Source organism: Streptomyces litchfieldiae (assembly GCF_031845365.1).
In the GTDB taxonomy this organism is placed as follows: Bacteria; Actinomycetota; Actinomycetes; order Streptomycetales; family Streptomycetaceae; genus Streptomyces; species Streptomyces litchfieldiae.
In genome coordinates, this window is sequence record NZ_JAVREL010000008.1 from 166,401 (window position 1) to 191,340 (window position 24,940).

Sequence of the window (24,940 nt, forward strand, 5' to 3'; positions counted from 1 at the left end):
ACGTGGACGAACACACGCTGGAACGCGTCGACCTGGGCGAGGTCCCCTACGAGGAGGCCATCGCGCGCATGACGGAGTGGGTACGGCAGCGCCGGGAGGGCCTGATCGGCGACCGGCTGGTCCTGCTCCACCACCCACCGGTGATCACCTACGGCGCCCGCACCCCGCCGGAGGAACTGCCGCGCGGCACCACGATCCCGCTGGTCGAGGTGGACCGCGGCGGCCAGGCGACCTACCACGGCCCCGGTCAGCTCATCGGCTACCTCGTGATCAACCTCCGCGAGCGCGGCCCCGGGGACATCGTGCGCTGGGTGGAGAACGGCCTGATCCGCGCCCTGGACTCGCTCGGCTTCCCGGCCGTGCGCCGCGACACCCCACCAGGCGCCCAGAGCCTGGTCGGCGTCTGGACCCCCGACCACCGGAAGATCGCCTCGATCGGCATGCGCATCCGCGGCGGCGTGACCAGCCACGGCTTCGCCCTGAACGTGTCCCCGGACCTGAGCGCGTTCACGTCCTTCACCGCCTGCGGGCTCCCGGACGTCGAGATGACCTCCCTGGCCCACCTGGCCACCGCCCGCGGCACGCCCGCACCCGACGACGCGGAGGTGCGCGGCGCGGTGGCGAAGGCGCTGGGCGCCACCGACTGAGACGGCTCGCGGGAACTACCCGGCCGCCGCGCCGATGTCGGCCGCGGCCCCGGCGGGGGTGACCGTTCCCGTGAACAGGCCCACGGTGCTGTCACCGATCCGGCCGGCCAGCCCGGCGCTGTGGAACTGTTCCGGGGCGAGCTGAACGGCGGTGGCCCGGGACAGCTCTTCCGCGGGCAGCCGGATCGGGCCGGCGGGCACCAGGTCCACGGAGTCGCGGAGCACGGGCAGATAGCCGCCCTCCGCCAGGAGGGTGGCGTGCCGGGCGCGTTGGGCGACGAACAGCGCGAAGTCCACGGCCTCCGGCGGGGCACCGGCCGCGACCGCCAGGCCCTCGCAGAAACACAGCGCCTCGGTCACCTCGCCGACGCCGCCGTCGACCGCCGGGAAGGCGAAGAAGCCGGGGCGGCCCCGCACGTCCTCGATCGGTCGGCCACCGCGTCCGAACGCCGGCGCTGCCGGGACAAGCGTATGGGCACCAACGTGCCGCGACGACCGCACAGCGGCGCGCGGCCGCGGTGGAGCCGCCGCCTCCGTTGACGAGGACGGCGGCCCGAGCGCCGCCCACCCGCTCAGCCGAGGCTCGGACCCGTCAACACCCGCCGCAGCGCCGCCGCTTGTTCCGCGCGCACGGAGCGAGGGCCTTCGAAGAGCGCCGGTTCGGGCACCCGGTAGCCGTCGTCCGGGAAGCGCGGGATCACGCCCACGTGCAGGTGGTGGAGGACCTGGCCGGGCGCGTCGTTGTTCTGCACGATCGTGCTGCCCACCGCCCCGAAGGCCGCCCGGACCCCGGCGACGACCGCCGCGGTGACGTTGAACACCTCGCCCAGGAGAGCCGGACCGGCCGTGTCCAGGCCGGTGACGTGCTCGACCGGCAGGACCAGCGTGTGTCCGGGGTTGTTGGCGCGCTGCATCAGCGCGGGGACGACGAAGACGTTCGGTGACCGGTGGGCCACGAGGTCACCGTCCACCTCGCCGCGGCCGATGAGGCAAAAAGGGCAGTCACTCATCGCGCAGTCCTTCCGTATCGGTCACCGGCCGGCGATCCCGCGCCGATCCCAGCACGCGACTCCCGGGGCGGACAACCGATTTCGGACACCGCTGCCGCCGGAGACAGGGCCGCAGCGCGGCCCGGCGATTGGTCGGGTGTATCTCTCCGAAGTAGGCGATAAAACCTACAGTGCAACGTATAGACGCGTCAGACATCCGATCTATAGCCTCCGAGGTGGCCAATGTCACCAGCGACTTCGAAGGCGAGGGGCCGTGATGACCCATCGGGGCGTCCCCAGACGTGTGTTCATGGCCGGCGTGTCGGGCGCGGCGGCGGCTTTCGGGCTGGCTCCGCCGGCGGTCGCGTCGGCGGCGGCCGGTGATCGGGCCGGTGTGCCGGGATCGGCCGCCGGCCTGACGCTCTGGTACGACGAGCCGGCGACGAGCTGGGAGTCGGAGACCCTTCCGCTGGGCAACGGCGCCCTGGGCATGTGCGTCTTCGGCGGAGTCGCGAAGGAACAGCTTCAGTTCAACGAGAAGACGCTCTGGCTGGGCGGACCCGGCGCGCCGGGCTACGACTTCGGGAACTGGACCGCTCCCCGTCCCGGCGCCATCGCGGGGGTGCGGCGGCGGATCGACGACGAGCTGCGGGCCGACCCCGAGTGGGTCGCCGGCGAACTCGGCCAGCCCAAGACGCACTTCGGCGCCTACCAGATCTTCGGCGACGTCTGGATAGAGATGACGGGGCAGCCGGCGGACGTGAGCGGCTACCGGCGTCATCTGGACATCGCGGAGGCTGTCGCGGGCGTCGCCTACGTGTCGGGCGGCGTGACCCACACCCGCGAGTACTTCGCCTCCGCCCCGGACAACGTGATCGTCGCCCGGTTCGCGGCGGACCGGCCCGGCTCGGTCGGACTCACCGTCTCGGTCACCACCGCGGCCAACCGGTCGCGGCGGATCACCGCGAGCGGCGGCCGGATCACGCTCTCCGGCGCGCTGAACGACAACGGGCTGCGCTACGAGGCCCAGATCCAGATCCTCAACCAGGGCGGCACACGCACGGACAACGCAGACGGTTCGGTGACCGTGGCCGGCGCGGACTCGGTGACCCTCATCCTCGCGGCCGGGACCGACTACGCCCCCCAATACCCGGCCTACCGCACGGGCGCCGACCCGCACGGCCCGGTCACCGAGCGGGTCGACGGCGCGGCCAGCCAGGACTTCGGCGCCCTGCGGTCGGCGCATGTCGCCGACTACCGCGAGCTGTTCGACCGGGTGGAGCTGCACCTCGGCGCGGAAGACCCCGGCGTCCCCACCGACGAGTTGCTCAGCGCGTATCAGGAGGCGACCGCCGAGCCGGCGGCGCGCAGGGCGCTGGAGGTGCTCTACTTCCAGTACGGCCGGTATCTGCTGATCTCCTCCTCCCGACCGGGCTCTCTGCCGGCGAACCTGCAAGGCGTGTGGAACAACTCGACGAGCCCGCCGTGGAGCGCGGACTACCACGTCAACATCAACCTGCAGATGAACTACTGGCCCGCCGAGACCACCAACCTCTCCGAGACCACCGGACCGTTGTTCGACTACGTCGATTCGATGGTGCCCCCGGGGGAGGTCACGGCGCGTGAGATGTTCGGCAGTCGCGGCTGGGTGGTGCACAACGAGACGAATCCGTACGGCTTCACCGGTGTGCACGACTGGCCGACCGCGTTCTGGTTCCCCGAGGCCGGCGCCTGGCTGGCGCAGCACTACTACGAGCACTACCTGTTCACGCGTGACGAGACGTTCCTGCGGGAGCGCGCCTACCCGGTGATGAAGGCGCTGTCGCAGTTCTGGATCGACCAACTCGTCCCCGACCCCAGGGACGGCGCGCTCGTGGTGTCGCCGAGCTTCTCGCCGGAGCAGGGCGACTTCTCCGCCGGCGCGTCGATGTCCCAGCAGATCGTGTGGGACCTCCTCACCGGCACCGCGGAGGCCGCCCGGGCCGTCGACGACCGCGGACCGTTCGTCACCGAGCTGACCGACACGCTCGCCCGGCTCGACCCGGGACTGCGCATCGGCTCGTGGGGCCAGTTGCAGGAGTGGAAGGAGGACTGGGACGACCCGGAGAACACCCATCGGCATGTGTCGCACCTGTTCGCCCTCCACCCCGGACGGCAGCTCTCCCCGCGGCGGGACTCCGCCTTCGTCGACGCGGCCCGGGTCTCTCTGACGGCCCGTGGCGACGGCGGCACGGGCTGGAGCAAGGCATGGAAGATCAACTTCTGGGCGCGGCTGCTCGACGGCGACCACGCCTACGTCATGCTGTCCGAGCAACTGCGGTACAGCACCCTGGCGAACCTGTGGGACACCCACCCGCCGTTCCAGATCGACGGCAACTTCGGTGCCACCGCGGGAGTGGCGGAGATGCTGCTGCAGAGCCACCACGGGGTGATCGACCTCCTCCCGGCGGTACCGGCCTTCTGGGCGCGCGGCTCGGTCACCGGCCTGCGCGCCCGGGGCGATGTCACCGTGGACATCGAGTGGCTGGGCGGAACGCCGACCAGGGTCGCCCTGAAGGCCGGGCGCTCGGGCGAACTGACGGTGCGCGGCGGCATGTTCGCCGGCCTGTTCCGGGTGAGCGACGCGGAGACCGGCCGCCCGGTCGACGTCCGGCGGGACGGCGACGAGATCACCGTGAGCGCGCGCGAAGGCCGCACCTACGTGGCCACCTCGCAGGTGACGATGGCGCTGTCGGTGCCGGAACAGGGCACGGACGGCACGCCGTTCACCTGCGAGGTCGCTGTGACGGCGGCCGGCCGGACGGTTCCGGCCGGCACTCTGTCGCTCGACCTGCCCGGGGGCTGGACCGCCGCCCCCGCCGCCCGCGAGGTGCCGCCCCTCCACGACGGCGGATCCCGCTCGTTCTCCTTCGAGGTCACCCCGCGGGCGGGCGAGGGGCCGGAGCACCGCATCGGGGCGGTACTGGCCGGCGAGGACTGGCGCGGCAGCGCCATCGCCCTGGTGACGGTGGAGCCGGGGCCGCCCTGCCCGGTTCCGGAGGACGGCCTGACCCTGGTCGCGTGGGATCCGCGCTCCGGCGACGCCGTCGCGGACTCCGCGGGCCAGGGGCGGGACGCCACCGTGCAGGGCAATCCCGCGTACGAGGCGGCGGGCCCGACCGGCAGCGCGCTGCGCCTGGACGGGCAGACCTATCTGCGGACGGCGCCGACGACGCTGGGCTTCCTGCGGGTGGCGACGTTCGCGGCCGAGGTCAGGGTGGACAGCGCGAGCGGCCACCGGCGCCTGTTCGACTGGCAGCCGAGCGGCGACGACGGAAGCGACGGCGTCCTGATCGACCTGACGCCGGCGAACGCGGTGCGGTTCATCGGCTCCGGCACGAACGTCACCACCTCCGCCGTCGTGCCCACCGGCCGGTTCGTGGATCTCGTGGTCACGATGAGCGACGGAGGGCGGGTGACGGTCTACCTCGACGGGCAACAGGCCGCGACCGCCCAGGTGCCGAGCACCGGGATCAACGGCTGCGCGACCCGTGAACTGCGGTTCGGCGCGGACCAGAACGGTGGCCAGCGATTCGTCGGCGCCGTCGACCGGATGGCGGTCTTCGCCGGCCTGCTGAGCCCCGAGGAGATCGGCGACTGGCAGAACCGCGCCTTCGGCTGAGCCGCCCGGCGCCGCCGTGACCGTGCGCGGTCACGGCGGCGCCCCCGGCTACTTGTAGAGCGCCGCCTGGATCGTCGGGTCCTCGATGTTGTTCCGGTCGTACCAGTGGAACGCGGTGTCGATGCGTTCCGGCAACTCCTCACCGCTGAGCGCCTTCAGCGCCGCGTCGACGAGCTGCCGGCCCATGTCCACCGGGTCCTGGGTGACGGCTCCGGTCATCTCGCCGCTGGAAATGGCATCGATCTGGGCCTGACCCGAGTCGAATCCGACCACCGCGATATCGTCCCGGCCGCTTTCCCGGACACCGTTGATCACGCCGATCGCCGAGCCCTCGTTCGCGGCGTAGATTCCCGCCAGGTCCGGGTTGCTCTGGATGATGGACCGGGTGATGTTGGCGGACTCCATCTGGTCGCCGCCCCCGTACTGCGGCTCGAGAACGGTGATGCCCGGCGCGTTCTCCGCCATCCACTCCAGGAAGCCGTCCCTGCGGTCCTTGCCGGAGAGGCTGGTCTGGTCGTGCACCACCAGCGCGACCTTGCCCTCCCCGCCGACGGCTTCCGCCAGGTGCTCGGCCGCCTCCGCCGCGGCGGCCCGGTTGTCGGTGGCCACCGTGGTCACCGGGACATCGCTCTCCACGCCGGAGTCGAACGCCACCACCGGGATGTCCTGCGACTGGGCCTGCTCCAGCAACGGCGCGGCGGCCTGCGAGTCCAGCGCGGCGAACCCGATGGCGTCCGGGGACTTGGCGAGTTCATTGGTGAGGAGGTTCATCTGCTCCTCCACGTCGGCCTCGGTGGGCGGGCCCACGAACGTCACGCGGGCGCCCCGGGCTTCCGCCTCCTCCTCGGCGCCCTGCTTCACCGCCTGCCAGAACTGGTGCTGGAACCCCTTGGAAACGATCGAGATCAGCGGCTCGCCCCCTCCCCCGCCGCCGCCGGACGCGTCGTCGCCACAGGAGGTCGTCAGCATCGCCACGGCCGCGCAGACAGCCGCGACGACGGCCCTTCTCATCTTCATCGCCAGATCTCCTTCGTTCTGGTCGGGAACGTATCCATCACGTTTCCTGCTTGCGAGCCCGGTCGGCGTAGACGGCGACGAGGATGACGCAGCCGAGAATGACGTTCTGCCACTCCTGCGGAATCGACATGATCTGCAATCCGTTGTTCAGCACGGAAATGATCAACGCCCCGATGACGGTGCCGACGATGGAGCCCTTGCCCCCGGACAAGGACGTTCCGCCGATGACGACGGCGGCGATCGCCTGAAGCTCGTATCCCATTCCGGTGGCGGGCTGCGCCGAGCCGAGCCGTGCGGAGATCAGCACGCCGGCGAGGCCGATGAAGAGGCCGGCGAAGGTGTAGATCGTGATTTTCCAGCGACGGACGTCGATGCCGGACAGCGCGGTGGCTTCTTCGTTGCTGCCGATCGAGTAGGTGTAGCGCCCGAGCACGCTCTTGGTGAGCAGCACGCCGGCGATGGCGGCGATCGCGACAAGAATGAGCACGGCGTTCGGGATGTCGATCCCCGAAATGAGGCGGCCGGTCGAGATATCGGTGTAGCCGGACACGTCGGTGAAGTAGATGGGGGTGCTGTCCGACACCACCAGCGCGAGCCCTTCGGCCACCAGCATCATCGCGAGCGTCGCGATGAACGGCGGGATCCGGAGCACGGCCACGTTGATGCCGTTGACCAGTCCCATGAACCCGCCGAAGAGGATCGTCAGGGGCACACCGATCAGCACCGGCAGCCCGGCGTTGACCATGAAGACGCCCGACATCACCGCGCACAGCGCCATCCCGGTGCCGATCGACAGGTCGATCCCCGCGGAGATGATGACGAACGTCGTCCCGATCGCCAGGGTCCCGATGACGACCGTCGAGAACAGGATCGAGATGAAGTTGTCGTACGTGAAGAAGTGCGGGCTGGCGATCGCGAAAAAGGTGTAGATCACGATGAGGCTGGCGAAAGCCAGCAGTTGCTGAAGCCGGCTCTTGACCACCGCCAGCGTTCCGCTCTCCTGTCGCTGCCGACCGAGCACGGGAGACTTCACCGTTGTCATGAATGTCCTGCTCTCTCTTCCGGATTCTCGGCGATGAGGCCGAGTTCCGCGGCGTCGGCCGGATTCTCGTCGGGGCGCAGCGTCGCATAGTGCATGATGTTTTCCTGGGTCGCTTCGGCGGCTTCGAGTACGCGGGTGACCCGCCCCTCGCTCATCACGACGACACGGTGGGACAAGCGCAGGATCTCCGGCAGCTCGGACGAGATCATGATGATCGATTTTCCTTGTGCCGCCAGCTCGTTGAGCAGTTGGTAGATCTCCTCCTTGGCGCCCACGTCGATGCCGCGGGTGGGCTCGTCGAAGATGAGGATGTCGCAGTCCTTCACGAGCCATTTGGCGATGACGACCTTCTGCTGGTTGCCACCCGACAGGTGTTTGGCCGTCTGCTGGGCGGACGGGGTCTTGATGCGCAGCGTTCCGATGAGCCGGTCGGCCGCGGCCCGCACGGCCCCGTCGCGCACGAACCCGGCCTTGGTGAACTGACCGCGCAGGGCGCTGAGCACGATGTTCGCCTGAACGTTCTGTTCGAGCAGGAGCCCGAACCGCTTGCGGTCCTCGCTCAAGTAGCCGATGCCCAGCTTGGCGGCATCGGCGGGAGTGTGGATGCGGACGTCCGCGCCGCGCAGGGTGACGCGGCCCGCCCGGATCGGGTCGGCTCCCACCAGGGCCCGGGCGACTTCCGTCCGCCCGGCTCCCATGAGCCCCGCGAAGCCGAGGATCTCGCCGCGCCTGAGGTCGAAGGACACGTCGGTGAGCAGCGCCTTCGTGGTGAGTCCCCGGACATCCAGCACCACCTCGCGGTCGGCGCGGACCCCTTCGGGCCGGGCGTCGGAGGCGATGGCCCGGCCGACCATCAGCCCGATGACGTCCGGTGTCGCGGCCGACGCCACCTGGAGCGTGTCGATGTACTCGCCGTCGCGGATCACGGTGACGCGGTCGGCGATCCGCTTGATCTCCCCCATCCGGTGGGAGATGTAGATGACGCCGGTGCCGGGCCGCACGAAGCGGCGGATCAGCTCGTGCAGGGTGGTGACCTCGGCGTCGTTGAGCGCGGCCGTGGGCTCGTCCATGATCAGTACCCGCGGCTCGTACGACAGCGCCTTCGCGATCTCCACCATCTGCTGGTTGGCGACGGTGAGTTCACGGACGACCGCCTGTGGGTCGAGGGGCAGGCCCAGCCGCTCCAGCAGCCCGGCCGCGTCGGCGTTGAGCCTCCGGTCGTCGAGCAGCAGCCGGCCGCGCCGCGGCTCGCGGCCGATGAAGATGTTCTGCGCGACGGTCAGGTCCGGAACGAGGTTGAACTCCTGGTGGATGATGCTGATGCCCAGCTCCGTCGCGTGGCGCGGGCCGGTCGGCCGGTACGGCTCCCCGCCCAGCCGGAACACCCCGGCGTCGGCGGTGTGGATCCCGGACAACAGCTTCATCAGCGTGGACTTGCCGGCGCCGTTCTCGCCGACCAGCGCGAGCACCTCGCCGGAGCGCAGCTCCAGCCGCATGCCGTGCAGCGCCCGCACGCCGGGGAAGCTCTTGTCGACCCCCTCGACTTCCAGCAGGGCCTTCGTCATCGTCGTCACCTCGTTCACCGCGCTTGTTCCGGCAGACCATGGACGGCGCGGCGCGTTGACGATCGCCTGATGATCATGGGCATGACATCCTCATCGCGGGCTGGGACCCGGCCGGGCCGGCAGCCCGGGTCCGGGTTCATGGCGTCGGAGTCGTCCAGCGTCCGCGGGGTGGGAAGCGCACGTTGCGGGCAGGAATGTCGCTGAAGCGGGCCACGGATACACCCCCTTGCATGATCTGCGTCACATCGAACCTAGACATCGGACGTATCCGCGTCAAGACTCCCGTCAACCTGCCTTACCGCCCGAGCAGTACAGAGGGAGTCGACTCATACACCCGACCAATGGCCCATGATTTCGCGGGCCTTCCGCGCAGCCGGCGCGGGCAGTCTCAGGTCTCGTCGACCAGCGTCGCCCGAAGCCACTGCTCGACGCCGGCGATGTGCACGGTGGCAAGGGCGCCGGCGACACTCGGCTGCCGCCTGATCAACGCCTGAAGAATGGCGCGGTGTTCGCCGAGCGTCCGCTCCACCACCCCCTCCTGCGTCAGGCCGCGCCAGGTCCGCGCACGCTGGGTGCGGCCCGACAGGGTCTCCACGAGCGAGGCCAGCACCGCGTTGCCCGATCCGGCGGCGATGCGCCGGTGGAACTCCAGGTCGCTCGCCACCAGTTCGTCCACGGTGGGATTGTCGCCGAGCGAGTCGAGCAGCTCCCCGAGGTCCTCGATGTCCGCCATCGGCATCTTCACCGCCGCCATCTCCGTGGCGGCCGGCTCGACGATCCGCCGCGCCTCCAGGAACTGGAGCACCGTGTCGTCCCGGTGGAAGTCCACCACGAAGCTCATCGCGTCCATCAGCAGCGACGGCTCCAGGCTCGTGACGTAGGTGCCGTCGCCGCGCCGCACGTCCAGCACGTGGATGAGCGAGAGCGCCCGCACGGCCTCGCGCAGGGAGTTGCGCGACAGACCGAGCCGCTCGGCGAGGTCGGCCTCCCGGGGGAGGCGGTCACCGGGACCCAACTCACCATCCACGATCATCTGCTTGATCGCCTCAATGGCGTCGTCGGTCACCGACATCGCGAACCTCCCTCTGCCCCGGCCCCGGAATCCCACCGGCCCCCGACGACCCACTTCGGCCGTTGAACGCACGATACATCGGATCTTTATGCGGCTTCGCGCGTCCCCGCACCGACACCGGCGCGGGGACCGGTCGCGGCGGGCACACGCGGCGCGCCACCGTTACCGGAACCACCCGATGTCTGTGGGATCGGCTCCACGCAACGGTCCCGGGTGTTCGCGGGCGGGGGCGGGCGGCGGCACCGGGGATGGCGCCACCACCCGCCCGGGGAACGGCCCGGGGTTACAGGGATCCCCGCCGCCAGGGGCCGGTGATGGCGAACGTGATGCCGGGGTTCTGGGCATTGGCGAAGAGCCAGTTGCCGTTCCTCGGCTCGAAGGTCGAACCGCACCACTCGGAGCCCGAGTAGTCGCCGGGGGCGACCGACTTGCCCGGGACGCCGCCCTGCGGGATGACGACCTGGTTGAGCGCGAAGGGGAATATCTCCCCGTCCGTCGTCAGGCCGTGCAGGTACTCGCCCGCGTTGCCGTCCTCACACAGCACGATCCCGCCGCGCGGGCTGACGCAGATGTTGTCGGGGTTGTTGAGCACGGAGGCGTCGGGCGAGGCGAAGAGCACCTCCATGCGCTCCTCGCGCGGGTCGTACTCGAAGACCTGGCCCTGCCCGGTGGGACCTCCGCTGGTGGAGACGATGTAGACGCGCTCGTTGCCCCACCAGGCGCCTTCGAGCCGGGTGAACACCGCGCCGCCGAGCGCGGATCCCTGCAACGCCGGACGCGTCTCCCCCGGCGCGTAGTCGGGGTTGGGGATCGTGACCCACGAGGTCCGGTACTCGACGCCGGTGCCGTCGGTGTAGGTCGAGTACGACCCGCCCCCCGGCGTCTCGATGACCATCATCTGCAACTCGCCGCCGGCGGCGAGGCGTCCGGGCCGGCGCGGCAGGTAGCGGTAGAAACCGGACGGGGTGGCGTCCTCGGTCAGGTACACGATCCCGGTGCGGGGATCCACCGCGACGGCCTCGTGGCTGAAGCGCCCCATCTCCTTGAGCGGCGCCGGGTCGCCATCGCCGTCGAAGGGCACCTCGAAGACATAACCGTGCCGCGTCCCGTCCGGGCCGACCTCGGTCGTCTCCTCGCAGGTCAGCCAGGTGCCCCAAGGGGTCGGGCCGCCCGCGCAGTTGCGGATCGTGCCGGACAGGCTGCCGCGCGACTCCAGGAACGCGCCGCTGTCCGGGTCGAAAACCAGGTTCGTGGTGCCGCCGCCCGCCGCGGGGTTGTAGGCGGGCTCGGTGAACGCGCCGTCGTAGCCGCCGCGTTCATGGTTGCGGACGAGGGCGACCTTGCCGTCGCGGCGGCGGAACGCGGCCATGCCGTCGTGGGCGCTCGGGGTCCGCGTACCGTCGGACATGAGGTCGCCGGTCCAGCCGTAGCTGATGTACTCGAAGCCCCTGGGCAGACGGAGCAGTTCGAGGCCCGTGGCCTCGTCCTTGACCGGGTACAGCGGACCGTAGTCGGGGCTGGAGGAACGCTTCGTCATGGGAGCCGCGCCGGCCGTCCGGGCGCTCAGCGCCTGCAACGGCCCGACCGCGCCGAGCGCGGCCGCGGTGGTGATGCCGCGCTTGAGGAAGCCCCTGCGCGCGGACGCCTGGTGGGAGGTCTGGCCGGAGTCGAAGGTGTCGGTCACGAGTGGCCCTCTCCTGTTGCACTGGCCGAGAAACGTTCGGCCGGAGGAGGCTAGTTCGACGGCCGCCGACGTGTGAGGAACGTGTGCGGAACCCCTGATGAACAAACGAACGCCCCGCCGCGGGACGAATCGACGCCCGCCCCACCCGTGCCGGTCTGTCGCTGATGCGCCCGGTTCAAGAACTTTTCCCGGGCGAGGAGTGACCGTTTCCCGTCGGGGTCAGCCCGTCGAACACCATCCCCAGGAGGCGGTCGAGCTGGCCGGGGTGGTCGGTGGACGTCGCCTGTTCGTGCGCCCATGCGATGCCCGAGATGAGCGTGAGGAACTCCGTGGCCTCGATGTCCGGTCGGATGCCGCCTGCCCGCTGAGCGCGCGCGAGCAGACCCGCTCCCGCGTCCCGCATCGCCTCACAGGAGGCGTGCAGCTCGGACGTCCTGTCCCGGAGAGTCGCGGTGAGCGTGGCGGTCAGCCCCCGGTAGGTCGTGGTGGTGCTCACGAAGGCGCGGGTCCAGGTGATCAGCGCCTCGCGCGCGGACCGGTGGTGGAGCAGGTCGCGCCCGCTGACCGCCAGAGCGCTGAACTGCTCGAAGAGCACCGCCTCCAGCAGAGCCTGACGGGTGGGGAAGTGCCGGTACAGCGTGCCGATCCCCAGACCGCATCGGCCCGCGATGTCCTCCAACGACGCGCCGGTGCCGCGCGCGGCGAAGGCCACGCGCGCCTCGGCCAGCAACCGCTCCTTGTTGCGCCGCGCATCCGCTCGCATCGGCCGCGCTCCGGCGGTCTCACTCACCTGCTTCTGCCTCCTGGTTTGGCGAATCGGAGCCTGCCTCCGTATGGTACGCGGAGTTGAACCGGAGGGTGGCTCCGGATGATGCGAGGACGGTGCTTCGTTCATGACGGTGGAGGAAACGCGGCGGCGGCTCGGCCGGGTGGGCGTGTGGATCGCGCCGATGACCATGCTGAGCACGCCGCTGCGGGTGATGCGTGAGCAGCTCGCCCGGATAGAACGGCTCGGGTACGGCTCTCTGTGGACCGGAGAGCCACCGTCGGGAGCGCCTGTCGCCGGACGTGAGGCCTTCGCCCAGCTTGCCGTGGCGCTCGCGGCGACCGACCGGCTCGTCATCGGCACCGGCGTCGCCAACATCGGCATGCGCGACCCCATGGCCATGCACAGTGGCGCGGCCACCCTCGCGGAGGCGTATCCGGGACGGCTGATCCTCGGACTCGGCGGGCAGCGGGGCCGGCGCCCGCTCAGCGACCTGCGGGACTACCTGGACGGGATGGACAAGGCGGCGCTCCGCGTTCTGCCGGGCATCCGCTATCCGCGCGTGCTCGCGGCGCTGGGGCCCAAGGCCCACCAACTGGCCGGCGAACGCGCCGACGGCGTTCACCCGTTTCTCCAGCCGGTCGCCCACACCGAGGCGGCACGCGATGCCCTGGGACCCGGCCCGTTGCTGATCCCCCACCAGGCGCTCGTCCTCACCACCGACGCCACCGCGGCCCGCGGAACGCTCCGCGCCATTCTCGGCACCGGTCGGCGCACCACGGAGAACGCGTACACGCGCAACTACCGGCGCCTCGGATACGGCGACGAGGACCTGGCGGGCGAACGCAGTGACCGGCTCATCGACGCCGTCCTGGCCTGGGGAGACGAGGACGCCGTCGCCGGGCGCCTGCACGAACACCTGGCCGCGGGCGCCGATCACGTGCTGCTCCACCCGCTGACGGCGGACCTGCCAAGCGCGGTGGACCAACTGGAACGGCTGGCGGGCGTGGCGGACGGTGGAAGTGCCACCGCGCCCTGATCAACTTTGGATCTCGTTCCGGCAGCGGACGTTCATCCCCCCCGGGGGGGGGGATCACCGCAGGCCGTCGAATACCCGTCAATCGGACGTGGCCAAGCGCAGGCCAAGGCCGACGATGACGGTTCCGGTAATGCGATCGAGCAGGCGCCGCGCAGCGGGACGCCGGAGCCAGCCGCGCAATGCCCGCGCCAGTCCGATCAGTGCGGTCGACCAGATCAGCCCCAGCAGCATGTGCACACAGGCCAGCAGCACCCCCGTGGTGAAGTGCGGAGCCCCGGCCGGGATGAACTGCGGCAGGACCGCCACGTAGAAGACGCCGACCTTCGGATTGAGGAGATTGGTGACCAGCCCCTGCCGCCAGCCGGCGAACACGCCGTCCCCGACGGTCCGATCAGCCTCGGCGCCCTCGGTCCGACGGCCCGAGCGACGCAACGTGTCCCACACCATCCGTCCGCCGAGCCCCACGAGATAGGCGACGCCAGCCCAGCGCAGCACCTGTTTCCATGCGGCCGCACGCTACATGGCCGGGCCCTTTGCCCCGAGCTCGGGAGACTGCCCCACGTCGGTCACGGGTGCCGGTCTGCTCGGGGCGCCGTGCCGGATCGTAAGCCGCCCCGGCCCAACTACCTCGGGTCGGGGCGAGGTTGTCGGCTGTCAGCAGGGGTTGATGTCGGCGAAGTAGATGTCGATGTTGGCCTCGTAGATCCAGCCGCGATGGTAGACGTAGCCACTGCTCGTTTCGACTGCGGCTTCGCCGTAATACCAGAGGTTTCCGAGGTCGTTCTCGGTGCTGCAGTCGATGTCGAAGAGGGTGTTGGGCGGGATGGAAGTGGAGGGGCAGTCGGCGTAGGGGCCCGCTTTGCGCAGGGGGGTGTTCTTGCCGAAGACGGTATAGCCGGAGCCGTCGCTCACGTCGCGGTGGGTTTCGGAGTAGCAGGCCGCGGCGGAGGCCGTGGCGGGCGCGGTGGTGGTGACGGCGAGGCCACCGGCGAGTGCGGCGGTGGCGGCGGCTGCGGCGAGTGTGCGTCGGATTCGCATGGATTTCCCTCCCCTTGGGTGGGTGCGCTCTCGTTGTGGGCACGTTCGAGCATGGCTGGAGGGGGTGTCCGGCGCGAGGGTTTTGGGCTGTCCCGAACGTCCGGGACAGGTATGGCGGCGTTGGCCTGGGATGTCCGGACCGCTCGGGGCGCCGCCCATGAGCCGCCGGGCTCAGCCCGATGCCGGAGAACCAGTCAGCTCCGCGACACGGGTGGCGGTCTCCTCCGGCAGGACGGGCGGCTCGCCCATCGTCCACACCGCCCGCACGGACATGCGGCTGATGCGCCAGCCACTGTCGGTACGCCGGAGCTCTGCCTCGTAGACGCCGCCCACCGTGAACAGGGGGTTGGCGCCCTCACCTCGTGCGTGAAGGGTGGAGTCGAGGTGGACATGAGTCATATGGGCGTTCCAGGAGGCACTGGCCGTCCGCGCACCCGGTTCGGCCCTCACGAGGACGTCGGAGGACATGTGCAGGGTGGCGGCGAACCGGCCGATGGCCTCCTCCACGCCGCGTACCGCGTCGGCGCCCTCGGCCACGCCGAGCGGCGTCGTCGTCCGCAGGTCGTCGGTGAAGTGGGCCCCACCCCAGCCCTCGTCGAACCGCCGCTCGTCCATGGCGCGGAAGAAGCCGCTGATGAGGGTGGTGATCTCGACGTGGTCACGGAGATTCGTCGTGCTGCTCATCTCGTTCATGGGCCGATCATTCGACCTCAACCGCGCTTGAAGTCAAGCCGCTCCCGCCCTTTCCGCGGCTGACGCACGGTCGCGCGTGCAGTACTCGATGACCGCGCTCCGTTCCCGTGGTGGCCGAGACGCTGGTCCGGCTGGTGAGGCCCGGGGCGGCGGACGGCTGGGAGAACGCCGTACTCAGCGAGGACCGGTCGCCGGCCGTACCGCCCGCCTCCTGGAACGGCTGCCCGTCCACACGGTGACCCTTCCGGCCCACGCGAACAGGCCTCACCGATCCCGGCCCGCTACTGACCTGACGGCTCTTCGAATAGCGGTCCGTGACTCTTGATGTCTTCGGCGACCGCCAGTTCCGTTTCGAGGTCGACGACGCATACGTCGTGTAGCTGACGGACCATCTGCGAGGCGAGATACCAATGGGCGAAGGGATGACCGTACGGGAGGGGCTCACGAGTGGCCGGGAGCGGCGTCGCACGCCCGAGCGCGTCCGTCGTGTAGGCGGTGCCGAACACACCGTAGAGCCGCGGCCGCTTGGCCCTCAGCGCCACATACCCGGCGTCCGTGAGGTGAGCGCACTGCCGGGAGGCGACCACGGCGTGTTCCAGGCACAGCGGCGGGTGGGCCGTCAGCGACTTCTCCGGCCAGCCGCGCTCCACCGTGCCGGGGGCGGGTCGCGTGTGCAGGAAGAGATACCCCTGATCCGTGCGGCTGGCGGGTTGAGCACATACCTGGCACTTCAAGTACATCATCGTCTCGCGCTGGCGAGACGGATGCACCTGGCGCCATCGGGGCTTTCCCCACGGCATGCCGTCCCGGAGCGACTGGGTCAAACGTGCCCAGAGCACCCCTCGCTCGTCCCGGTCCACCGGCCGTTCGTCGACGTAACACAAGCCCTGGCTGTTCCACCGCACGCCGAGCTTCGACGCCCGCTCACCATTTTCGCCTTCGCGAGCGGTGATGTACGGAATCACCGTCGGACGCGACGGAGACTTGGTCATGCCTCCCCCTCCGGTCCGGGAGGGGATGGCTTGTACCGGCTCATTGACCTGTCCTCCTGTGAGAGGCACTCCCGTCGTCGGGTGAAAGGCTCAGGGCACCGAGGAACGGCCCGCGGGCGACGACGGAGCGCCATTGATTCGATGGGAAAGATGGTTGTGGCTTCTGGGAGGCGAGGTGTCGCTGACCGTCGGAGACCAGCGCGCTCTCGGCCAGGTGAGGGCACGGACCGCCACCGCAGGGTCGGCATCCTCCTCCGTCGAACTGTTCCGGTGCGCGTGTCCGACGGTGAGCTGTGCCGTTGGTGTCGGTGGTCGGGAGCCGGATCTCGGCCCACACGACCTTGCCCAGCCGTGAATGAGGTGGGTAGTGGCCCCAGCGCTCGCTCATCGCGGCAACGATGAAGAGGCCTCGGCCACCAATCGCGGCGGGTCCGACCTCTTTCAGCAGCGGCGGTTTGGGATCGCGGTCCCAGACCGACACCCGCACGGCAGCGCCGACGATCTCCAGGGCCAGCTCGATGATGTGCGCGGTGCCGGAATCGCAGCGGTGCGACGGCTCGTCGCCCTGCTCCGGATGACGGACCGCGTTGGTGATCAGCTCGGAGACCACGAGCCGCACCGTCTCGATCACGTCCGGGGACACGCACCAGTTGGTAAGGACATCGACGGTGTGCCGACGAGCCCAGTTGACGGAGTTGGGGGTATCGGCCAACGTGAGTCTGCTGCGCAGGGACGGTGGCTGGGACACGGTATGCCTCCCGGTGGGGAGAGGAGCGGGGGTGGTGGGCGCCGGCCTTCGGTTCGCATCGTGAGTCGATCCGCTTCGCCTCGGGCCACGTCGTTCGCCAGATACCGGCGTGCGGCCCAGACAGGCGCCGCCGGATGGTCCGGGAACCCGGGGATCTGGCCGGGATGTCAGCAGCGCCGTCCGTTCCGGACCGGGTTCGCCTTCACACAACCGGAACGCGCACGAAGTCAGAAGGGTGAGCTGGCGTTGTTCTCACCCACGCAGAAACGCACGGGTTGTACAGGAAGACGAGTCGATGGCTCACGTTTCACATAAACGAACGGAACGCGCGGCACCGGGGAGATTCGTCGGCCGCCGCATCATGGTCACCGGCGGCTCCCGCGGGCTCGGTGAGCACGTCGTACGCCTGCTCTTGACGGAGGGGGCGCGAGTAGCCACATGCGCGCGAACACCGGAGGGGCTGAGTGCCCTGCGCGACACAGTCCAGTCGTCCGGAGCACTCGTCACCCGCGCTCTGGACGTGGTGGAACCCGGTGCGCTGGAGCAGTTCGTCGAGGATGCCGCGACCGAGATGGGCGGTCTTGATGGCGTTGTGGCGTCCGCGGGCGGCGCACGTGGCCGAGGGCTCGCCGAGGCCACCCATCAGGACTGGTCGGAGACCTGGGAGATGAACGCGGGCCACGCGGCCCGGTTGACCACTGCGGCGGCTCCCCATCTGCGGGCAGCCGGCGGCGGATCCATCGTCGTCGTGGCCTCGATCTCCGGCTGGAAACCCGGCCCGCAGGCTCAGTACGGTGCGGCGAAGGCAGCCCAGATCTTCATGGTCGCCTCGCTGGCGCGCGAACTCGCCGACTCCGGCATCCGCGTCAACGCCGTCAGCCCCGGCTCGATGCTCATCCCCGGGAAGCGATGGGACCGCATGCGGCGAGAAGATCCATCAGCCTTCGCCCACTTCCTCCAGGAATTGCCCGGGAGGGAGCTGGTGACGCCCCAGGAGGTCGCCGACGTGATCGCCTTCCTGCTGTCCGGCCAGTCCAGGGGGGTGACAGGGGCGAACATCCCCGTGGACAAAGGGCAGAACGCACCCACGCCGAACGGCTACTGAAAGTCCCGCTCAGGCCGCCGTGCCGAGGAGCGGCCTGGCCTTGCGCTCGAAGTCACGCACCATGGGCTCCATCCTGAGCGGAGCCAGCCGCGTACGGAAGTCACGCAGCGCCTGGACGGAACGTTCACTGTGGACATCCCCCAGGAGGTCCAGCGCCTGGCTCGCGGTGCCTACCGCCTCGTCCAGCCGGTCCTGCTGGAGAAGCGCGGTGGCCAGCACCGAGCGGCTGATCGCCTGGCGTCGACGGCGATCGCCGTTCGCCTTCACCGATGCCGTGGCGAGCCGTTCGGCCTGCGTCGCCTCACCGAGGTCGCGATGGACCTGGGCCGCCTCCGCTTCCAGGTAGTGGTGGTCGAGGAACCGGACCCAGGGCGATTCCTCGTCCGGTCCATTGCTCGTGTCCAGCGCGGCGCTGGCCAGCCGCAGACTGGCCGTGGCCCGCCGGGAGTCGCCGAGAGCGGCATGCCCACGGGCCGCCATCGCATGCAGCCGCATCAATCCCAGCGGGCTGCCCGCAGTTTTGGCGGTGGCGACGCCCGCCCGGGCCAGCGAGACACCCTCGGAGGGGCTGCCGAGGCTGGTCGCCAGGTGTGACAGCCCTGCCAGGATCTGCCCACCGAGGACCCGGTCCCCGCCCTCCGCACACAGCCTCAGCCCTTGAATCATGTATCGCTGGGCAAGCCCGTAGTCGGCGGAGTCGTACGAGCACCAGCCAGCCATCGCGGCGAGCTTCGCGGCGGACGTGAACAGCAAACGGCGCTGGTGGGGCGATTGGCTGCGCTGTTGCAGCATGGGCGTGAGCTGAGTGCTCAGATAGTGGATGATGCTGGCGCGCACCCCACCGCCGCCGTATTTGTTGTCCATCTCGTCGAACATGTCGATCATCGCCCGCACCCGCGCGGCCAGACCGCCCCCGGCGACGGCGGCGAGACGGGGCGTCTGTTCCTCCTCCACCAGCCACAGCAGCCATTGCCGCTGAGGTTCCATGAGGGCCGTCGCGACGAACGGCACGGTGCCCAACAGGGTGCGCCGCGAGACATCGGTGGAGCCGAGCTCGGCGAGAGTGTGCAGCGTTTCGCCCACGTCTTCACGGTAGATCAGTGCGCGTGCAGCCACCGGGCGCTGGGGCTGCGCCGGGAACCCGAAATCCACCGGCGTGACGGGGCGTCCAAGCCACTCGCCCAGCGCCGCGGCGATGAACTCTGGCGCGCGGTTGCGAGGTGTCATGCCTTGGAGCCAACGCGTCACGGATGCCTTGTCATAGCGAGAAACGACGCCCTGGCACCGGCCGAGTTCGTTCACCCTGCGTGCCAGGGCCGCGTGCGAACAGCCGGCTTCGAGAATCACAGCCTCCAGTGCCGTGTTGTGCTCGCCCGACTCCCTGACTCCGCCCATGCCCTGATGATGCCCCGATGAACGCTCTGTGTCCCAGCGCTCGACAGAGTGCTGTCGCGGAACAACCGCCGTACAACCAAACAACCCCGCCACCCCCTGCTGCGGGTGCCTTCGGGCGCCGAAACTGAGAGCGCGACGGCCGACGACGATCCTCAGCGCGCGAGCTCGCGGAGCGGTGTCAAGGGCTGTCCGCCTTGGAGGGAGAAGAACGCATGCACCCGTTAGTGATCCTGGATTGCTTCACCGTCGAGCCAAGCGGGCTCGGCGTGCCGCCGTATCTGTCGACCTATGTGCGCAGTGCCTGGTCGGCTCTGACCCGAGCCCGGCCCGGGGTTGTCGTGCATTATCTGACAATCGACGACGTCCGGTGGTGTCTGGCGGGCGGCAGGGCCGCGGTCGAGCCGCCCTTGAGTGACCCGCTGACCTACTCGGCGACCATCAATCGAAGCAACGCCATCCAGTTGCTGCGAGACGCGGAGATCGTCGTCGTCGTGGCGGGGGACGCGGTGCCGTCCGTCCATCTGCACGCCGTCAACGGGTCGTTGGAGGAGATCGCCCGCGCGCTCGCCTGCGTCCGCGGCCGGCGCTACCTGCTGGGACCGCTGTCGACGTACGCACTCAACGCGCCCGCGCAATATGCCGGGCTGTTCGACGCCGTCCATACCCACACCGTTACGTCGGGGGACCTCGCGCTCGGCAGCAAGCAGCCGACGACCTACGGCCAAGCGCGAGCCGACCGGGGCAGTTTCTCCGGGCTGGTCGAGCAGATGAACTGGCGACCGATCGCCGAGCTGGAGCTGTACCGCGGCTGCACACGCCGGAAGTTCTGCGATTTCTGCAACGAGCCCGCCAAGTCCCCTCTCGTTGCCTTCCGCGACGTGGACGACATCGTCGAGGAGGCCACGCAGCTCTACGCGGCCGGCGTGCGCAACTTCCGCCTCGGCCAGCAGACCTGTTTCTTCTCCTACCGGCACCGCGACGAGGATGCGATCCGGGCGCTGCTCGGCGGCATCCGTGAGCGGTGCCCTGCACTTGAAGTCCTGCACATCGACAACGCGGACCCGCTGACCGTGGCCACGCCGGTGGGGCTGCGCATCGCCAAGCTGGTGGCCGACCACTGCACCGAGGGCAACTGCGCGCCCATGGGCATCGAGAGCTTCGACCCGGCGGTCATCGAGCGAAACACCCTCACCTGCACCCCGCAGATCTTGATGCGCGCCGTCGAGCACATCAACGAGGCGGGCGCGGACCGGGGTCCCGGCGGGCTCCCGAAGCTTCTTCCGGGCCTCAACCTGATCTACGGTCTGCCCGGTGAGACCCATGGCACGCACGTGGCGAATCTCCGGGGTCTGGCGGAGATCCTGGACGCGGGCCTCCTCTGCCATCGCACCAACGTCCGGCTCGCCCGCGCCTTTCCGGGCACCCCGCTGGCGGCGCTCGGGGAACGGCCTCCGCCGCCATCGGCAGAGCACTTCGCGACATGGAAGGCGGACATCGACTTCGCCTGGGACCAGCCGATGAAGGAGCGCGTCTACCCGGCCGGCCTGCGCGTGCCGGGGCTGCACTCCTATTTCGTGGGCCAGGGCGGGACCTGGTGGCGGCGCCTGGGCTCGTACTCGATTCAGGTCGTGGAGCGGAACGCCGCGGTTCCCCCGGGAAGCACGGCCGACCTCACTGTCATCGGCCACGCCCCGCGGATGATCTATGGAGAACGCCTTGCCGCCGCTGCCTGATGGCACTCTGAACCTGCTCGCTTCTCTTGACGCGGCTGCCGTTCGCACCGCCCGGGTCGGCATCCTGCTGCCGTGGGCCAACGTGGCGGTCGAGGCGGAGCTGCCGCGCCTGGGCCTGGTGAACACGGTGTTCCACCACGCCCGTCTGGTGCCCGCTGCCAGAGGAACAGCGATCGACGCCTCCTTCTGGGAGGGCCTGTGCGCCGCGTCCCTGGATGCTGTCGACTCCCTCTCGCACGTGCCATTGGACTCGGTGATCCTCGCGTGCACGTCCGCGGGCTTCGCTGAAGGGTGCCCGCTGCCGATCGGGGTGGTGACCGCCTTCGACGCGCTCGTCGACACGCTGGCCATCTCGAACCTGCACCGCGTCGTTCTCGTCACCCCTTATCCCGCTGCCGTGACCCGGGCGGAGAGTGCGGCGCTCGCCGAAGCGGGCATCTCCGTTCTGGCAGGGGTGGGTCTCGGACTCGTCGACGGATATCCCGACGTCACACGGGACCAGGTCCGAGCACTGGTCAACCAGCTTCCCGCAGCAGCCGTCCGTGAGGCCGACGCCGTGGTGCTGTCCTGCACCGGATGGCACACGCTGTCTCTGATCTCCGCCCTGCAACGCCGGCTCGGCAGGCCCGTACTGTCCTCCAACCTCGCCATCGGGCTGATGGCGGCTCGTATCTCCGCGGGAGTGACTGCATGACAGTGGAACGCATCTACGGGCTGGTCAAACGGGCTGCGGCACTGCCGGACGTACGCGCCGAGGTGGAGGTCAACCATGACGACAACCGCTGGTGGCCGTTGTCGATCACCGACACCAGGATGCGGATGCTGGCCGCCGGCTGGTCCACGCGGGTCTCCTACCGGATGGTGACGACCTACGCGCGGGTGATCGCCTCGGCCAACGTCCGCGGCTTCGACGACCTGCTCACCGCGACGGATGCCGAACTCACCGATCTGGTCGCGCCCATCGGTCTGACCCGGAGCCGCATCGACTACCTGCGCTCCCTCGCGGGACTTCTCCAGCACTGGGAGAAGCAGAGTGTCAGCCCGGCCTCCCCCTCGGCCGACTGTGACGCCCTCATCCTCGACTTCGCCCGTCGAGTGCACGGTGCGTCGTTCAAGGTGGCCCAATGCGCGCTGCTCAACGCCCGTGGATACCACTGCGGGATCATCCCGGTGGATTCCGGCATGGTCTCGAAACTGGCTCCCGCTCTCGGCATCGTCCTCCCGCCCGGTCCGGTGGCCCACGAACGGTTCCGCCACGTCCTGGAGGCGGCCGTGCGCGCCCGGTCGGCCGACTTCCGCGCATTGGCCGCCAGGCACGGGCAGCGCGTCACCATTCCCGAGGACGCGCCACCCACTTGGTGGGTGCACCTGGTCCTGATCTACTTCAAGCGCCTATACCTCAACGGCCCCTCCGCCCGCCTGTGCAGCCGCCGACCGCTGTGCACCAGGATCGTCGACTGCGCGCACCCCCATGTCTGACACTCTCGCCGTGATCGGCAACATCTCCGTCGACCGCATCCGCCACCTGGAAAGCGACGGCGAACGCGGCCTGGGCGGCGCGGCTCTTCTGCTGTCGCTGGCCGCCGCCGAAGCCGGCCTCGTCGCCGTGCCGGTCTCCGTGCTAGGCAGCGATCTCGCGCACGTTCCCGCGGCGCCCGCATTCGATGTCCTCGACTGGTCCGGGGTCCGACATGCCGAGGGCGCGACCGCGTCTTTCGGCCTGAACTACGACACGGATGGCGAACTGCTCTCCGTACACCCCGACTACGGCGTATCCGAGCACCTGACGGCTCACGCCCTCGCCTACCTGGCCCACCACGCGGACGGTCAGTACCACGTGTGCTGCCGCCGTCCGCTGGATCCGCGTCCTGTTCTCTCCGCGCTCGCCGCCCGCCGCTCCGGCTTCAGCGTTGACTTCTTCATCCCGAGCGCGAACGACATGATCCGCCTGGCCGCCCCGTGGTTGCCGATGGCCTCCACCATCTTCGTGAACAGGGCCGAGTTCCAACTACTGTGCGCCGTCCTCGACATAGCACTCCTGCCGGAGGTCGTGCTGACCGACGGCCCGCGGCCGGCCCTGCTGCTGCACCGAGGGCTGGAGACCGCGCGCGTGATGCCGCCCTCGCACTCGGCACGCCATGTGGCGGGCGCCGGTGACACGCTGGCCGGCACGTATCTCGCGCACCGCCGGTACGGCGCACCGCCCGGCAGGGCCCTGTCTGCGGCAGTGGTGGCTGCCACCGATTACGTCACGGCCCCGCTGCTTCCGATTCCCACTCCCCGTACCTGACGCAAGCCCTAGGGGTCTCCGGTGTACTACTACGTCGCCCACCGGCTCTTCGCGGCACACGACCGAGCCGTCGCCGCACACCTCGCTCAGTGTCTTGGGGCCGTGGTCGGCCCCGAGCGCGTGTTCCTCCCGTTCTGCGACACCGACGAGGAGGACTTGGTCGCCGATGTGAAAGGCCGCCGCCTCTTCGAGCTGGACCGCGAACGGCTTGCCCACCTCGACGCGTTGATCGCCGTCCTGCACGGCCCGAGCCTCGACGACGGGGTCTGCATGGAGATCGGATATGCCGCCGCCTCCGGCGTCCCGGTGACCATCGTCAGCACCGACTTCCAGACCTACTCACTCACCGAGGACGGCCCTCACCTCGACTTCCCCGACCCGCTCATCCAAGCCATCGCCACCCCAGTCATCCGCATCCCCGGCCTCAGCCCCGCGAACCCGGCTCACTCCGACGGCTGCCGGTTTTCGGCGTTCCTCCAGCGCAATCTCACGCAGCTCGACACCGCGCTCGAAGCCGTCACCGACGCCCTGACACGACCATCCCCACCGCCAACGCTCAATGTGCCCCACCCGTCGGGCAGGACGTCCGCCCTCTACGTCGAACCCTCACCGTACGGCGACACGACACCTCTGGCCGCCGACCACGAACCGTCGCTGCCCCAACGCTTCACAGCAGTGGATCCCCTGTCCGCGGCCCGCGACGACTTCGCCACGGCGTGCACGGCCTCCCGCCTCCTGGTGGACGTCTCCGGCCCCGAAACACCCCCCGGCGCGGCCGTGCTGATCGGCGCCGCGGCCGCCCGTGGCGTACGGATCGCCGCCTTCTGCCCCCGGTCGGCCTTCACCCACGCCCACGGCCGGGAACCCAACTGGCGCAACCTCATGATCCAGTACGCCGTGGAGACCCGGCTCGACAGCCACGAGGCCGTCCACGCCTGGCTGTCCACATGACACTCGAAGAGATCGCCGATACCCGCCGGACACTGGTACTCGAAGGCTGCGACGGAGTCGGCAAAAGTACCTTGGCCGCGCACCTGTCAACGCAGCACGGCTTCACCGTGGTCCACTCCCCCAGAACCCCCGACCACCTCGACCTCACCGGCCGCTACCGCACCCTCCTGGAGGAACCCGGCCGCATCCTCCTCGACCGCTGCTTCCTCAGCGAGCTCGTCTACGGGCCACTCCTCCGAGGACGTTCACGCATCTCCTGGAGCCAGGCCATCGATCTGGCCGAAAGCGTCACCGCACGGTCCGGCCTGCTCATCCACCTCACCGCACCACCCCACCTCGTCCGCCAACGCCTCCTCGCCCGGGACGGCGACGCCATCCCCCTGGAGGAGATCTCCGCCCTGATCTCCGCCTACCACCAGGTCTTCGACTCCCTCGCCGACTACACCCCCGTGCGCACGCTCGACACCACGACCCTCGACCTCACACCCCGGAATCCCCACTAGGCTCAGGCCG

The 24,940-nt window shown here is 69.8% G+C and carries 25 protein-coding genes and 1 pseudogene; 12 read left to right on the forward strand and 14 right to left on the reverse strand.

Annotated features, from left to right (window positions below):
* Window positions 1–2 precede the first annotated feature (2 nt).
* Window positions 3–647, forward strand: coding sequence for a lipoyl(octanoyl) transferase LipB (gene lipB / locus RM590_RS15985; RefSeq protein WP_311705236.1), 645 nt, complete (start codon window positions 3–5; stop codon window positions 645–647).
* A gap of 15 nt (window positions 648–662) precedes the next feature.
* Here lipB and RM590_RS15990 read toward each other — a convergent pair whose 3' ends face one another.
* Both RM590_RS15990 and RM590_RS15995 read right to left on the reverse strand, forming a co-directional pair.
* Window positions 663–1,064, reverse strand: a complete 402-nt coding sequence (locus tag RM590_RS15990) for a hypothetical protein (RefSeq protein ID WP_311705237.1) — start codon at window positions 1,062–1,064, stop codon at window positions 663–665.
* A gap of 155 nt (window positions 1,065–1,219) precedes the next feature.
* Window positions 1,220–1,657 (reverse strand): HIT family protein, encoded by a 438-nt coding sequence (locus RM590_RS15995; RefSeq protein WP_311705238.1) that lies wholly within the window; start codon window positions 1,655–1,657, stop codon window positions 1,220–1,222.
* Window positions 1,658–1,946: 289 nt separating this feature from the next.
* Between RM590_RS15995 and RM590_RS16000 the strand changes: the two are divergent.
* Window positions 1,947–4,352, forward strand: a pseudogene (locus RM590_RS16000) (glycoside hydrolase family 95 protein); the annotation flags it as partial.
* 6 nt (window positions 4,353–4,358) lie between these two features.
* Entirely contained in the window at window positions 4,359–5,297 is a 939-nt protein-coding gene (locus tag RM590_RS16005; RefSeq protein ID WP_311705349.1) for a LamG-like jellyroll fold domain-containing protein, read from the forward strand.
* Window positions 5,298–5,345: 48 nt separating this feature from the next.
* Here the strand turns inward: RM590_RS16005 and RM590_RS16010 are convergent, their stop codons facing one another.
* The 6 genes from RM590_RS16010 to RM590_RS16035 all read right to left on the reverse strand — a co-directional run bounded on the left by RM590_RS16010 (window position 5,346) and on the right by RM590_RS16035 (window position 12,467).
* Entirely contained in the window at window positions 5,346–6,314 is a 969-nt protein-coding gene (locus RM590_RS16010) for an ABC transporter substrate-binding protein (protein WP_311705239.1), read from the reverse strand.
* A 37-nt stretch (window positions 6,315–6,351) separates the two neighbouring features.
* Window positions 6,352–7,356: an ABC transporter permease gene (locus tag RM590_RS16015; protein ID WP_311705240.1), complete on the reverse strand. Its 1,005-nt coding sequence runs from the start codon at window positions 7,354–7,356 to the stop codon at window positions 6,352–6,354.
* Window positions 7,353–8,921: a sugar ABC transporter ATP-binding protein gene (locus RM590_RS16020; RefSeq protein WP_311705241.1), complete on the reverse strand. Its 1,569-nt coding sequence runs from the start codon at window positions 8,919–8,921 to the stop codon at window positions 7,353–7,355. The genes RM590_RS16015 and RM590_RS16020 overlap by 4 nt, the downstream gene beginning before the upstream one ends.
* A 388-nt stretch (window positions 8,922–9,309) precedes the next feature.
* Complete coding sequence (locus tag RM590_RS16025; protein ID WP_311705242.1) at window positions 9,310–9,993, reverse strand: FadR/GntR family transcriptional regulator; 684 nt, start codon at window positions 9,991–9,993, stop codon at window positions 9,310–9,312.
* Between the two features lie 283 nt (window positions 9,994–10,276).
* Window positions 10,277–11,677, reverse strand: a complete 1,401-nt coding sequence (locus RM590_RS16030) for a PhoX family protein (protein ID WP_311705243.1) — start codon at window positions 11,675–11,677, stop codon at window positions 10,277–10,279.
* A gap of 175 nt (window positions 11,678–11,852) precedes the next feature.
* A complete protein-coding gene (locus RM590_RS16035; protein ID WP_311705244.1) occupies window positions 11,853–12,467 on the reverse strand; it encodes a TetR/AcrR family transcriptional regulator in 615 nt (204 codons plus the stop codon).
* A gap of 103 nt (window positions 12,468–12,570) precedes the next feature.
* Here RM590_RS16035 and RM590_RS16040 point away from each other — a divergent pair, with 103 nt between their 5' ends.
* Window positions 12,571–13,482 (forward strand): TIGR03620 family F420-dependent LLM class oxidoreductase, encoded by a 912-nt coding sequence (locus RM590_RS16040; protein WP_311705245.1) that lies wholly within the window; start codon window positions 12,571–12,573, stop codon window positions 13,480–13,482.
* Between the two features lie 78 nt (window positions 13,483–13,560).
* Here the strand turns inward: RM590_RS16040 and RM590_RS16045 are convergent, their stop codons facing one another.
* From RM590_RS16045 to RM590_RS16055, 3 genes are all read right to left on the reverse strand, one after another.
* Window positions 13,561–13,977, reverse strand: coding sequence for a LysE family translocator (locus RM590_RS16045; RefSeq protein WP_311705246.1), 417 nt, complete (start codon window positions 13,975–13,977; stop codon window positions 13,561–13,563).
* 159 nt (window positions 13,978–14,136) lie between these two features.
* Window positions 14,137–14,520 carry a hypothetical protein gene (locus RM590_RS16050; RefSeq protein ID WP_311705247.1) on the reverse strand — a complete coding sequence of 128 codons (384 nt, stop codon included), beginning with the start codon at window positions 14,518–14,520 and terminating at the stop codon, window positions 14,137–14,139.
* 171 nt (window positions 14,521–14,691) lie between these two features.
* Window positions 14,692–15,213, reverse strand: coding sequence for a nuclear transport factor 2 family protein (locus RM590_RS16055; RefSeq protein ID WP_311705248.1), 522 nt, complete (start codon window positions 15,211–15,213; stop codon window positions 14,692–14,694).
* 110 nt (window positions 15,214–15,323) lie between these two features.
* On the opposite strand from RM590_RS16055, the gene RM590_RS16060 reads away from it, so the two are divergent.
* Window positions 15,324–15,452: a hypothetical protein gene (locus RM590_RS16060; RefSeq protein ID WP_311705249.1), complete on the forward strand. Its 129-nt coding sequence runs from the start codon at window positions 15,324–15,326 to the stop codon at window positions 15,450–15,452.
* Window positions 15,453–15,494: 42 nt separating this feature from the next.
* On the opposite strand, the gene RM590_RS16065 is transcribed toward RM590_RS16060, so the two are convergent.
* Window positions 15,495–16,205, reverse strand: coding sequence for a hypothetical protein (locus RM590_RS16065; RefSeq protein ID WP_311705250.1), 711 nt, complete (start codon window positions 16,203–16,205; stop codon window positions 15,495–15,497).
* A 40-nt stretch (window positions 16,206–16,245) separates the two neighbouring features.
* Entirely contained in the window at window positions 16,246–16,953 is a 708-nt protein-coding gene (locus tag RM590_RS16070; protein WP_311705251.1) for an ATP-binding protein, read from the reverse strand.
* A gap of 361 nt (window positions 16,954–17,314) precedes the next feature.
* Here RM590_RS16070 and RM590_RS16075 point away from each other — a divergent pair, with 361 nt between their 5' ends.
* Window positions 17,315–18,058, forward strand: a complete 744-nt coding sequence (locus RM590_RS16075; RefSeq protein WP_311705252.1) for an SDR family NAD(P)-dependent oxidoreductase — start codon at window positions 17,315–17,317, stop codon at window positions 18,056–18,058.
* Between the two features lie 9 nt (window positions 18,059–18,067).
* Here RM590_RS16075 and RM590_RS16080 read toward each other — a convergent pair whose 3' ends face one another.
* Window positions 18,068–19,453, reverse strand: a complete 1,386-nt coding sequence (locus tag RM590_RS16080) for a hypothetical protein (protein ID WP_311705253.1) — start codon at window positions 19,451–19,453, stop codon at window positions 18,068–18,070.
* Window positions 19,454–19,647: 194 nt separating this feature from the next.
* Between RM590_RS16080 and RM590_RS16085 the strand changes: the two genes are divergently transcribed.
* The 6 genes from RM590_RS16085 to RM590_RS16110 are packed head-to-tail and all read left to right on the forward strand — an operon-like array spanning window position 19,648 to window position 24,930.
* Window positions 19,648–21,186 carry a radical SAM protein gene (locus RM590_RS16085; protein WP_311705254.1) on the forward strand — a complete coding sequence of 513 codons (1,539 nt, stop codon included), beginning with the start codon at window positions 19,648–19,650 and terminating at the stop codon, window positions 21,184–21,186.
* Complete coding sequence (locus tag RM590_RS16090) at window positions 21,158–21,880, forward strand: aspartate racemase/maleate isomerase family protein (RefSeq protein WP_311705255.1); 723 nt, start codon at window positions 21,158–21,160, stop codon at window positions 21,878–21,880. The genes RM590_RS16085 and RM590_RS16090 overlap by 29 nt, the downstream gene beginning before the upstream one ends.
* Entirely contained in the window at window positions 21,877–22,665 is a 789-nt protein-coding gene (locus RM590_RS16095; protein ID WP_311705256.1) for a DNA ligase-like domain-containing protein, read from the forward strand. The genes RM590_RS16090 and RM590_RS16095 overlap by 4 nt, the downstream gene beginning before the upstream one ends.
* 10 nt (window positions 22,666–22,675) lie before the next feature.
* A complete protein-coding gene (locus RM590_RS16100) occupies window positions 22,676–23,476 on the forward strand; it encodes a PfkB family carbohydrate kinase (RefSeq protein WP_311705257.1) in 801 nt (266 codons plus the stop codon).
* Window positions 23,477–23,497: 21 nt separating this feature from the next.
* Entirely contained in the window at window positions 23,498–24,427 is a 930-nt protein-coding gene (locus RM590_RS16105) for a nucleoside 2-deoxyribosyltransferase (protein WP_311705258.1), read from the forward strand.
* Complete coding sequence (locus RM590_RS16110; protein ID WP_311705259.1) at window positions 24,424–24,930, forward strand: nucleoside/nucleotide kinase family protein; 507 nt, start codon at window positions 24,424–24,426, stop codon at window positions 24,928–24,930. Before RM590_RS16105 ends, RM590_RS16110 begins: the two co-directional genes overlap by 4 nt.
* Window positions 24,931–24,940: the final 10 nt, after the last annotated feature.